This is a genomic window from Bradyrhizobium sp. UFLA05-125 (assembly GCF_059803515.1).
Map to the genome: position 1 here is coordinate 1 of NZ_JBANBJ010000129.1, position 11,666 is coordinate 11,666.

11 protein-coding genes are annotated in these 11,666 nt (G+C 61.6%); 6 read left to right on the top strand and 5 right to left on the bottom strand.

Annotation, left to right across the window (positions count from 1 at the left end):
- Nucleotides 1-390 precede the first annotated feature (390 nt).
- Nucleotides 391-1,443, bottom strand: coding sequence for a uroporphyrinogen decarboxylase (gene hemE, locus SO156_RS44585; RefSeq protein ID WP_498539278.1), 1,053 nt, complete (start codon nt 1,441-1,443; stop codon nt 391-393).
- Nucleotides 1,444-2,454: 1,011 nt separating this feature from the next.
- Here hemE and SO156_RS44590 point away from each other — a divergent pair.
- The 6 genes from SO156_RS44590 (at nt 2,455) to SO156_RS44615 (ending at nt 7,885) form a co-directional block, all read left to right on the top strand.
- The gene (locus SO156_RS44590) at nt 2,455-3,228 is read left to right on the top strand and encodes a heme ABC transporter permease (RefSeq protein ID WP_498539287.1); all 774 of its coding nucleotides are present in this window, start codon (nt 2,455-2,457) and stop codon (nt 3,226-3,228) included.
- Nucleotides 3,229-3,387: 159 nt separating this feature from the next.
- On the top strand, nt 3,388-4,011 hold the full coding sequence (locus tag SO156_RS44595; RefSeq protein ID WP_498539279.1) for a DsbE family thiol:disulfide interchange protein: 624 nt from the start codon (nt 3,388-3,390) through the stop codon (nt 4,009-4,011).
- Nucleotides 4,012-4,220: 209 nt separating this feature from the next.
- Nucleotides 4,221-4,916 (top strand): c-type cytochrome biogenesis protein CcmI, encoded by a 696-nt coding sequence (gene ccmI, locus SO156_RS44600; protein WP_498539280.1) that lies wholly within the window; start codon nt 4,221-4,223, stop codon nt 4,914-4,916.
- A 3-nt stretch (nt 4,917-4,919) separates the two neighbouring features.
- Nucleotides 4,920-5,372 (top strand): cytochrome c maturation protein CcmE, encoded by a 453-nt coding sequence (gene ccmE / locus SO156_RS44605; protein ID WP_498539281.1) that lies wholly within the window; start codon nt 4,920-4,922, stop codon nt 5,370-5,372.
- A gap of 42 nt (nt 5,373-5,414) precedes the next feature.
- Nucleotides 5,415-7,412, top strand: a complete 1,998-nt coding sequence (locus tag SO156_RS44610; RefSeq protein WP_498539282.1) for a heme lyase CcmF/NrfE family subunit — start codon at nt 5,415-5,417, stop codon at nt 7,410-7,412.
- Nucleotides 7,409-7,885, top strand: a complete 477-nt coding sequence (locus tag SO156_RS44615) for a cytochrome c-type biogenesis protein (RefSeq protein WP_498539283.1) — start codon at nt 7,409-7,411, stop codon at nt 7,883-7,885. The genes SO156_RS44610 and SO156_RS44615 overlap by 4 nt, the downstream gene beginning before the upstream one ends.
- 92 nt (nt 7,886-7,977) lie before the next feature.
- Here the strand turns inward: SO156_RS44615 and ccmB are convergent, their stop codons facing one another.
- From ccmB to SO156_RS44635, 4 genes are all read right to left on the bottom strand, one after another.
- Nucleotides 7,978-8,640, bottom strand: a complete 663-nt coding sequence (ccmB, locus tag SO156_RS44620) for a heme exporter protein CcmB (RefSeq protein ID WP_498539284.1) — start codon at nt 8,638-8,640, stop codon at nt 7,978-7,980.
- A gap of 130 nt (nt 8,641-8,770) precedes the next feature.
- Nucleotides 8,771-9,397, bottom strand: coding sequence for a heme ABC exporter ATP-binding protein CcmA (gene ccmA, locus SO156_RS44625; RefSeq protein ID WP_498539285.1), 627 nt, complete (start codon nt 9,395-9,397; stop codon nt 8,771-8,773).
- Between the two features lie 215 nt (nt 9,398-9,612).
- Nucleotides 9,613-10,965 carry a 5-aminolevulinate synthase gene (hemA, locus tag SO156_RS44630; protein ID WP_498539286.1) on the bottom strand — a complete coding sequence of 451 codons (1,353 nt, stop codon included), beginning with the start codon at nt 10,963-10,965 and terminating at the stop codon, nt 9,613-9,615.
- Nucleotides 10,966-11,519: 554 nt separating this feature from the next.
- Nucleotides 11,520-11,666, bottom strand: a 147-nt coding sequence (locus SO156_RS44635) for a coproporphyrinogen III oxidase (RefSeq protein ID WP_498539288.1), incomplete at its 5' end; no start/stop codon positions are given.

Here is an 11,666-nt window from a genome sequence, read left to right on the forward strand (position 1 = left end):
TTGAAGCGCATGGGGGACGAGTGTGGGCCATCGCCGCCCAACCTCAGGGCGCGACTTTCCAATTCACGCTGCCTGCACAGTCAAATCAGGGAGCGTGATTCCTGCACAAGATCCTGAAGACCTATTGCGCGGAGGCAATCGATCCGCGCCCGAAGGTCGTCGACGTCTCGATCATGCCGGACCTGATGTTAAGCAATACCAATGCGCCGCCGATCATGGTCGCGGAGAGCGTTGGACTCGATTTTGGAGGACGCACGGTAACCTACGCGCTGACGCGCCTGCAAACTCTGCTGTATGATGCGCGAAAGCGGAGAATCCAGTACGTGCGAGGCCTCTCCGTTCTAATGAGCGCCGGCGGTTACTCGATGCCCCGCCTTCGGGGCATGATGGCTAACCACGATACCCCCGCACCCGCTGCACCATCTGCTCGACATGGGCGATTGGCGTCTCCGGCTGGATGCCGTGGCCGAGATTGAAGATCAGCCGGCCCTTGCCGTAATTCTCAAGAAGATCGTCGATCGCGCGATCGAGCGCGTCGCCACCGGCAATCAGCGCGAGCGGATCGAGATTGCCCTGCACTGCGGCGCGGCTCTGAACGCGTTCGCGGATCATCGCCGGCTCTGCGGTCCAGTCGATGCTGACGGCGTTGACACCGGTTGCTTCCACGTAGGAGGGGAGCATGCCGGCTGCGCCACGCGGAAAACCGATGATCTTGGCGTCCGGCACCTGTTTGCGCACGCCTTCGACGATACGGCGGGCTGGCTCGATTGACCAGCGCTCGAACTCGCGCGCCGGTAACACGCCGGCCCAGGTGTCGAACAGCTGCACGCAGTCGGCGCCGGCTTTCAACTGGCCCACCAAATAGTGGATCGAATTCTCCACCAGCGCGTCGATGATGGCGGCGAACGATTGCGGGTGCCGATAGGCCATCATCCGCGCTGGCGCCTGATCGGGCGTGCCTTGACCCGCCACCATATAGGTCGCGACCGTCCATGGCGCGCCGCAGAAGCCGATCAGCGCGATCCTGTCATCGAGTTCGCGCCGCACGCGACACAGCGCTTCATAGACCGGCTCGAGCTTCGCGAAGTTCGCATGCGCAGCTAACGTCTTCACTTTTTCCGGCGTGTCCAGCGGATCGAGCCGTGGCCCTTCGCCGGCCTCGAACCGCACCGAGCGGCCGAGCGCGTAGGGAATGACGAGAATGTCGGAGAAGATGATGGCAGCGTCGAAGTTGAAGCGGCGGATCGGCTGCAGCGTGACTTCGGCGGCATGTTCCGGCGTGAAGCAGAGGTCGAGGAAGCTGCCGGCTTTGGCCCGCAATTCGCGATATTCGGGCAGATAGCGGCCGGCCTGCCGCATCATCCAGATTGGCGGGACCGCCTGGCGCTTCCCGGCAAGCACTTCAACGAGCGGCTTAGACGAATTTTGAGATTCTTGGGACAAGAAACGTTCCTGCTGGACTGCCGACATTTTGACGCCTCTGATACACGGCGCGCCGCGTCCGGCCAAGGCAGATCTGGAAGCGCCGAGGCGCGCGTCGCGTTGCTTTAGCGCAATGGAGGGAGCATGTGGCTGAGAAATTCCGCGCACAGCCTGCTCGACATGCCGCCTCAAGATAACCATGCGGCGCGCCGCGCAGGCAATCTCCCCAATGGGCCAGTAGTGCGCAAGAATTCGTCGATCATGGAATCGTAAAGCCTTTCAGGACAACTTCGTGCCGCTTCTCGGTCGCAGCGTACGCCGCCGACCTTGTCCTGCAGCTGCCTGCTTGCGGGCCGGTTCTTGCTTTCCACTTCGCATTCACTAGATCGCACCGAGCACCCGGTTGACGCCATTGCGCGCGGGTAAGAAGTAACCGTAGCTCGACCAGACGTCGGTTCTAATTTCATGTGGGTCCACATAGAAAGAATGGCCGCCTGCGTTGCCACAAGCGGCCCAAGTCTGGGGAGGAAACGCCCAAGGTGGGCAGCGATAGCCGGGAGCGCTACCGCACAGCCTAATGATTAGACAATCGCGATTGGCGACTCAATTGAACGTCGGTACAGGTCTGGCATCCAAACGGGTAACGGACCCATACGAAGGTCGAGGCGCTCGCCCCCTTAAAGCCAGCCACACTCGGCAAGACGCAAGTCGTCGCTGGTAGCGCATTACGTCGAGCATCGAGCGCGGCATTACTGTCAAGCGGCGTTCAAATTTTGCATGCCGAATGATGTCGACAGCACCAGCCACGATGACTGCCTTATCATCTGCCTCAACATGCGATGGAGATCTCGAACCTCGGGGCGCCTAACGGGCATCGAAACGATAACTGTCGGTAATTGGCGAAATCGTCGCCGGTGTGATGCAATACTCATGGGCTTGCAGACGGGCCCACCAATGGCACCTTCGTCACGAGCCGCATTCGGAAGCGAGCGAATTCACGGCCTGCAAGTTGGCTTCGAGGAGATCGGAAATTTGAGGCTGAGCTTCACCGCCTACAGCAATCCTGGTAATTTCTTGCGTATTACCGCAAAGCTGCTGCCTTGGCTTTGGGGGTCGGCAGGCTTTGCCTTCGCACTCGGTCTATTTGGAACATTCGCCGCGCCACCCGACTACCAACAAGGCGAGACGGCGCGCATTATGTACATCCACATTCCCGCCGCGTGGACAGCGATGCTTGCCTACACGTTCATGGCGGTGTCTGCGCTCGGATCCTTAGTTTGGCGTCATCCTCTTGCTGATGCAGCACAAAAGGCGGCTGCGCCACTTGGAGCAGCTTTCACCTTCATCTGCCTCATCACAGGCTCCCTCTGGGGTAAGCCGATGTGGGGCACGTATTGGGTCTGGGACGCCCGGCTCACCTCCGTGTTGGTTCTGTTTCTCATCTATCTCGGTCTGATCGCGCTCTGGCAGACGATCGAGGACCCGAGTAGGGCTGCACGAGCAGTTTCCATCATGACATTGGTGGGGTTCATCAACATCCCGATCGTGAAATTCTCGGTTGATTGGTGGAACACTCTCCACCAGCCGGCTTCGGTATTCCGGATGGAGGGCTCGGCGATTGCCGGCTCGATGTTGTGGCCGCTAATCGTTATGGCGCTCGCATACACGCTTCTGTTCGTGACCCTCCACGTAATGGCGGTCCGTAACGAAATCATGCGACGCCGAGTCCGGCGGCTTGCGATTACGCTGGCTGCCGCGGGCGAACCCGCTGTGGCTCGAATGCTGCCTACCGAAGTGGCATCCTGAGCAGATCATCGTGCAGCATATCGGATTCATCACGGCGGCTTTTCTGGTGACGGGCACCATCCTGGCCGGGATGATCGCGGCGGTCCTCCTCGACTATCGCGTTCAGCTCCGTACCTTGCGTCGCATGCTACCTGATCACTCGGATCCGCGGGGTCGCGTATGAGCAAAATCCCAGCCTGGAGTTACCTCCCAGCAAGCGCCGCAACCCCTCGATCAGCACTCGCCCGCCTGTGGGTGATTATCCCGCTTGTGGGCTTCTTCGGAATTGCGGCATTACTGCTGGTGCGGCTCGGCGCCGGAGACCCATCGCTCGTGCGCTCGGCTCTGATCGGCAAGCCAGCACCGCAGTTTGCGTTGGAGCCACTCGATGGGCTTTCGACGTCCGGTCCACCTGGTTTATCGAGCGCCGATCTGCGGAGGGGGCACGTGACCATCGTGAACGTGTTCGCATCATGGTGTGTCGAGTGCCGGGAAGAACAAGGGGCGCTGATGGCGTTGGCGGGCGACCGGACGCTGAAGCGACAGGGGGTGAAGCTTACCGGCATCCTCTACAAGGACGATCCTAAAAACGCGATAGCCTATCTCGCCGCCAGTGGGAACCCCTTCGCACAGGTTGGCACTGACCGGTCCGGCCGAACGGGGATCGATTTCGGCGTCTATGGCGTCCCCGAGACTTATGTGATCAAGGGCGATGGCACAATCGCCTACAAGCTTGTTGGTGGTATCTCGGACGCGAGCCGACCTGCTTTGATGGCCGCAATTGCAGAGGCGGAGCGTCCATGACGACCGTCTTGCAAGCTCCCCATCCACGCGCGAGAGATGCAAAGAAAGTGTTTTCTTGCCTCGGCCGGATAGAATTCCGTCCACTTACATTAGTCAGGATTGATCGATCGGACCATGGAAGCGGGCACTCAGAAGTAGTCCGATTTTCGGCGCATGCCCAACAATATGGTGCGCTGCGCAGCGGCGAAAACGGTCGGAGGCCTTGAAACGTGCTCTGGCCTGTCTTTGCAATGATGACATCCGCGGTCGTGCTGGCTCTGGCCCGGTCGCTCTCTGTGCGGTGCGAGAGCTTTGATGCTCACGATTCCGACGTGACCTTCTATCGCGGCCTTCTGGCCGAAGCGGATGATGACGTCCGCCGTGGACTGGTTGCGCCCGATGATGCCGTGGCGACCCGTGCCGAGATCGAACGCCGGCTGCTCGCGTCACTCAACTCCCCGTCGGAGAGCCGGCCGCGCGGGTCGCGGCGCTGGCAGCCGAGACGCTCTTCTGCAGTCTTGGCGGTCGTCCTAGTGCTGCCACTCGTCGCGCTCGCGTCGTATTTCAAGGTCGGCGCTCCCAGCCAGCCTGACATGCCGATCGCATCGAGGCGCACGGGTGGGGACTTCAACTTCGCTGCCGCCGTTCCTGAAATCGCCGGCCAAGCCCGGGCTGAAATCGCATCGCTTTCTCCGGAACAGAGTAGCGACGCGATCCGCGGGATGGTGGGAGGACTCGCCGCGAAGCTCTCGAAGAACGGCCATGACCTTCAGGGATGGATGCAACTGATTAGGTCTTACGTCGTATTGGGTGAACGTCAGAAGGCCGAGGCCGCCGTCGCAAGCGCACGTGCCCAGTTCGCAGGCGATGCGCAAGCTCCGACGCGCATCGATGAACTCGTCAGGCAGCTTGGTTTGAAGGGGTAGGCCGTGACTAGAAAGGGTAGGCGCCTGGCTATTATCAGCGCCGCAGGCTTCGCTTTAGCCGTCGCAGTAGGACTCATCCTGTTCGCGTTGCGTGACAGTATCGTCTTCTTCTACGGGCCGACCGAGATTGCCGAAAAGGCACCGCCGCGAGGAACCCGTCTGCGCATCGGGGGCATGGTGAAACGCGGCTCACTTACCCATGGTGGATCGTCGACCGTCGTCTTCGCGGTGACCGACCTGAAGCACGACATCAAAGTCAGCTACACTGGATTGCTGCCGGATCTCTTCCGTGAAGGACAGGGCGTCGTGGCCGAAGGCACGGTGGAGGGACCGGGCCTTTTTCATGCCGATACCGTGCTCGCCAAACACGACGAGCGATACATGCCCAGGGACGTAACCGACAAGCTCAAGCAACAAGGCGCTTGGCGCAACGAAAGATCCGCGCGAGCCCAATAGCGCCGCCTTCCACGAGACATCGCAGCCGATGGGACCCAAAGGATGATCGTCGAAACCGGACATTACGCGCTCGCCCTGGCTCTCGCCGTCGCGCTGCTTCAGTCAGTTCTGCCGCTCTGGGGGACCCGCAGTGGTGATTCTGGACTCGCTTCCATTGCGGTCCCGGCCGCGATCACCCAGTTCTTGTTGTTGGGCTATGCCTTCGCGGCACTGACTTACGCCCATGTGGTGTCCGACTTCAGTCTCGTGACAGTCGCCGAGAATTCGCTCACCACCAAACCACTTGTTTACAAAATCGCGGGCGTCTGGGGCAATCACGAAGGATCCATGCTGCTTTGGGTTCTGATTCTCGCGGCCTTCGGGGCGGCAGTGGCGAGTCTCGGGCGCGACATGGCGAACGAATTGCGCGCCAATACGCTAGCGGTCCAAGGCTGGATCTCCCTTGCCTTCCTCTGCTTCATCCTGTTCACCTCCGATCCCTTCGTGCGACGGTTTCCGGCGCCTTTTGAAGGCCAGGACCTCAATCCGCTGCTTCAAGACCCGGGCCTCGCGATACACCCGCCGCTCCTTTACCTCGGCTATGTCGGTTCCTCGATCGTGTTCTCGTTCGCGGTGGCGGCGCTGATCAGCGGCCGGCTAGACGCCGCTTGGGCCCGCTACGTTCGGCCTTGGGTACTGATTGCTTGGATCTTTCTGACGCTTGGGATCGCCATGGGCTCGTACTGGGCCTATTACACACTAGGCTGGGGCGGGTTCTGGTTCTGGGATCCGGTCGAGAACGCGTCGCTCATGCCCTGGCTTGCGGGTACCGCGCTCCTGCATTCGGCTGCCGTCATGGAGAAACGCGAGGCCCTCAAGATCTGGACACTGTTCCTGGCGATAGTTACATTCTCGCTATCGCTGCTCGGCACATTCCTGGTGCGCTCAGGGGTGCTGACCTCCGTTCATTCCTTCGCCAGCGACCCGGCGCGCGGCGTCTTCATCCTAGTCATCTTGACCGTGTTCATTGGCGGCTCCCTCGCGCTTTATGCCTGGCGGTCGCCTTCCCTGAACCTGCCTAGTGTGTTCGCGCCCGTGTCACGCGAGAGCGCGCTCGCAGTCAACAATCTGCTGCTCGCCACCTGCTGCGCTACGGTCCTGACCGGCACGCTCTATCCGCTCGCGCTTGAGGCTCTCACCGAGGACAAGATCTCGGTCGGCGCACCGTTTTTTAATTTGACGCTCGGTCCGCTAGTAGCGCTGATCGTTCTGCTGATGCCGCTCGGTCAATCGCTTGCCTGGAAGCGTGGCGACCTGCTAGGAGCGGCGCAACGGGTGACGGTCGCAGCCTTGGCGGGCCTCGTGGTCGCCCTTGTGCTCATTGCTATCATCCGAGGCGGCCCCGTCCTCGCCGCGGTCGGTCTCGGCCTCGCCGTCTACCTCATCGTCGGTTCGTTCGCCGATGTGGCGTCGCGTATCTGGGCACGTGGGCAGCCCGCTCGGGTGATGCTGGCCCGCGCGGTCGGGCTGCCGCGCTCCGCCTGGGGTACGGCGATCGCTCACGCTGGCCTCGGCGTGACACTCATGGGCTTAGCGGCTATCGGCTGGGGCGTGGAGCGGATTGCGACCGTCAAGCCAGGCGAGGGGATTGATCTCGGCCCCTATCACGCCACCATCGAGAATCTTCGATCGCGACAAGGCCCGAACTATTCCGAAGTCGTTGCCTACACGGTCATTAGCCGGGGCGGCGCGGCCGTGGCCACCGTCGAGCCCGCCAAGCGCAGCTTTCCCGCACGACGGACCACCGTCACCGAGGCAGGCATCGTGACGCTGGGTTTTGGCCAGATCTACATTTCGCTCGGGGACCAGCATGCGGATGGTTCGATCGATGCGCGCATGTTCTGGAAGCCGCTTGTGACGGCCATCTGGATTGGCGCCGTCATCATCGCGTTCGGAGGGATCTTGTCGTTGTCCGATAGGCGCCTCAGAATCGGCTTCGCGCGCCGCGCGACTCGCGTCCGCGCCGCCGCCAACCCCGCAGCGCCGGAGCCCGCCGAATGACTTCGCTTCGTCGCATTCTTCTGCTTTCGATCGTACTCGCAGGCCTCGCGCCCAGCTTGGCAAGGGCGGTGCAGCCAGACGAGATCCTGCCCGATCCGAAACTTGAGGCACGCGCGCGCACGATTTCCGCCGGGCTGCGCTGCCTGGTCTGCCAAAACGAGTCGATCGACGATTCGAAAGCAGAGCTCGCGAGGGATCTCCGACTGCTGGTGCGCGAACGCCTTAATCTCGGCGAGAGCGACGAGCAGGTCCGCGCCTTTCTGGTGAAGCGTTACGGGAACTTCATCCTATTGAAACCACCACTCGACTTGGAAACCGCCTTCCTCTGGGGAATGCCGGCTTTGGTGCTCTTGGCGGGCGGGATTGCTCTCCTGTTCGGATTGCGCCGCCCGCAGTCCACGCCGGCGGCGCCCTTAAGCCAAGCCGAGCGGGATCGGCTCGCGGCTGTGTTAGAGGCCGACACTCCGCTGTAAGCATTTCAAATGGTCAAGCCGTTTTAGCTTCGGAGGCGCGCGGAGTCGTTCCACGGCGGCGACCCCCGCAGCAAGCTCCGCTGCGTGCGTCGTCATTCTCCCGCGCCGCGAAGCGCTGAGGCTGCGGCGATTGGGGCGAGCGCGACGGATGCGAGTCCGAGCGCGCAGAGGACCAGGAAGGGCGTGAGAAAGGGCACTGTGCCACTCTGCGCCGCGGAGACACCGAAGATCAGCACCGGCACGGCTAGTGGCACGACAAGGATCGACAGCAAAAGACCGCCGCGCCGCAGCGTGACAGTAAGCGCCGCACCGATTGCTCCCAGAAAGGTGAAAGCCGGCGTACCAACCAACAATGTCGCGGGCACCGCCCGGAGCGCTGGGCCGTCCAAGTCCAACATCATGCCAAACAAAGGCGAGAGCATCACGAGCGGCAGCCCCGTGACGAACCAGTGGGCCATGCACTTCACGAGAACAATGAGTTCTAGGGGAGCCGGCGACAGTAACATCTGCTCCAGCGAACCGTCCTCGTGATCCGCCTGGAACAGACGGTCAAGGCCCAATAGACTCGCGAGGAGCGCCGCTATCCACAGAATGGCTGGACCGATCCGCGACAGCAAGCGCAGGTCAGGCCCGATCGCGAAAGGTACGACCGTCACGAGACTGAGGAAGAAGACCAGGCCAAGAATCCCGCCTCCGCCGATGCGGCGCGCCAGCATAAGGTCGCGAAGAAAAACGACGAGCAGAATACGGGTCATGGCCTCCATCCGGCGTCGCCATCACTTCGAGACCGCTCGCGGGAAATCGAAAGAGCGGCGTGATCTCTTCTCTCCCGACCTTGAGACAGACGGCTACGAGGGTGCCGATCCATCCGCAACGAGACGACCTTTACCTCGCTTCGAGCCTGACTTGGATTGTCCCCGGCAGACCGAGTGGTTCGTGGGTCGCGGCGAGCATCAATCCTCCGCTTCCGACATGGTCGGCCACTAGAGCCTTCAGCAACGCGCGTGCGTGTCGGTCGAGCGCGGTTAGCGGCTCGTCGAGTAGCCATAGAGGGCGATCTGCAGTCAGGAGCCGGGCCAATGCGACACGGCGACGCTGCCCCGCGGAGAGATAACCGACAGGCAGATTGAGAACGTGGGCTAACTCCATACGGTCCAGCGCCTCTAACGGGGTTAGCCGACCTCGCCCCAAAGTTCCCAGGCCGATCTCGAGGTTTTCGCGGGCGGTCAGCGCCGATTTCAGCCCGTCGAGATGGCCCACGTAGTGGAGGCGCTCTGCCAGCGGCGCCGAGTCCGTGGCTTCGGACTCCACCCATGACATGCGGCCGGATCCCAGTGGAAAGAAACCGGCGATCGCGCGCAAAAGTGTGGTTTTGCCCACGCCATTGGGACCCGTCACTTCGGCGATTTCGCCCGAGCCCAGTCGCAAAGACACCCCGCCGAAGACCATGCGCTCGTCGCGCGCGACGGACAGATCCTCGATCAGGAGATAGCACCGCTGCGTGATATCCATTTTCATTTCCGGTTGCCCGTTGTCTCGTTCGGATCGCTTTCGAACGCCCGGTTGGAGGGCCTACCGAAATGAACGATTCTGGATCAACGTGTTGCTGCGGCCGCAATCCGGAACAGGCGACGCCTTCCCAGCAAGGTCTGCGCCCGTCGGGTAGCCGACAACCGTTCGATGCATTGGGGAGGCGGTTGCGAAGGGGGCGCTCCCAAGCACGGCTCTCAGGCAAGAGAGAGGGTGTCCCAGGTCTCAGCGAGCGCAGCTGCGAGTTCCGCTATGTGGGTCTCCCCGTGATATGGTGACGGCGTGATGCGCAGACGCTCCGTCCCACGGGGAACGGTCGGATAGTTGATCGGCTGGATATAGATGGCGTGGCGCTCTAGAAGGCGATCGGCCGCCGCCTTGCACAATTGCGCATCGCCGACAATCACAGGCACGATGTGGGTTTCGTTCGGGAGGACCGGAAGCCCGGCGGCATGGAGCGCCCGTTTCGTTGCGGCGGCTTGTCGTTGGTGTGCTTCGCGCTCGGCGGACGAGTGCTTCAGGTAGCGAACGGACGCATGGGCGGCGGCAGCAATTGCTGGAGGGAGTGCCGTCGTGAAGATGAATCCGGGCGCGAAGCTGCGCACCGCGTCGCAGATCAAACGCGACGCCGAGATATAGCCGCCGACGCAGCCGAATCCCTTGGCGAGGGTACCCTCGATCACGGTCACGCGGTGCATCACGCCATCACGCTCGCCGATGCCGCCACCGTGAGCGCCGTAGAGGCCGACCGCGTGAACCTCGTCGAGATAGGTCATCGCACCGTACTGGTCCGCAAGGTCGCAAATGGCGCCGATCGGGGCCACATCGCCATCCATCGAGTATACGGACTCGAACACGATAAGCTTGGGGCGGTCTCCTGCTTTGCGCAGCAACGCCTCAAGATGACCGAGATCGTTGTGGCGGAAAATCCACTTTTCGCAACTTGATTGACGGACGCCTTCAATAATCGAATTGTGGTTGAGTGCATCAGATAAGACCACGCAGTCGGGGATCAGCTTACCGATCGTCGAAATGCTGGCCTGGTTCGATACGTAGCCGGAGGTAAAGACGAGGCTCGCTTCCTTGCCATGTAGATCAGCAAGCTCGCCCTCTAAATCAACCAAGGGCGAACTATTTCCGGCGATGTTGCGCGTTCCACCCGCTCCGGCGCCGCAGCGGTGTGCTGTTGCGGTCAGCGCACTCACGACCTCCGGATGCTGTCCCATGCCGAGATAGTCATTGGAGCACCAAACCGTGATCTCTGTAACGGTTCCGTCAGACCGGCGCAATTTGGCGGCTGGGAAGCGGCCGGAGATGCGTTCGATGTCCGCGAAGACGCGATAACGCTGCTCTCCGTGCAGGCGCTCAAGAGAGGCGTGGAAACGACGTTCGTACGCTTCGGCCGCACAATTGTTATTGTGGAAGGTCCCGTTGGACGACGTCAACGCTCCTTGCCCCGGCACTATATCCGCACACAAATGTCTGTTACCGACGCTTTCGTGCGTCGGACGCCCTGCTTGCCACCTTGCCGATACGTCCAGATCGTCCATCTAAATCTCCCCTGACCGTCGCTCGACCATAGCTCATCACGCAGAGCACTTCGCACTCCTCTCAGTCATAATTTGCAAAACCCCCGGTTATGGTCGGCCGCCGCCTGAAGTAACTCACATACATCCTACGTCTGAGTCCCTTTTGGGAAACCTACGCCCGTTCCCGTGCAATCATCAGCAATCGGATCTTAAGGCACGAGGGCGCACGCCGCCTGAGATTGCCGGGATCGAGCATCGCGCGGGCGGTCGCGGCGAAGCGGTCGCTTCAAGCTTCGTCTCGAGTAAATCGCTTTGGTGTCACGGCCTCGGATTCAAAGGCTTGCATGGTGAGCATGGCGCCCCGACCCAAACGCCATCGCGAGATTACACCAGACGGAACAGCAAGATTGGCACGGGTTCGTTGCGCACGGCACTCTACGATGCCGCCCAAATCATACTACCAAGCCGCTCAAGTGCCGTTCACAGCTGAAGAGCCGGGCGATGCGGATCGCAGGCGCGCGCCAGGATGGTGTCATCCATGTCGATCAACATGGCGCGGGGGAGGGGCTTTGCGGTCATGGCCATTTCACTTCCGGTGGCAGCGAGGACAGGATCGAATCCGCGTTGCCGCCGGTCTTGAGCCCAAAGATCGTGCCGCGGTCGTAGAGCAGGTTGAACTCGACATAGCGTCCGCGCCGGACCAACTGCTCCTCGCGATCGGC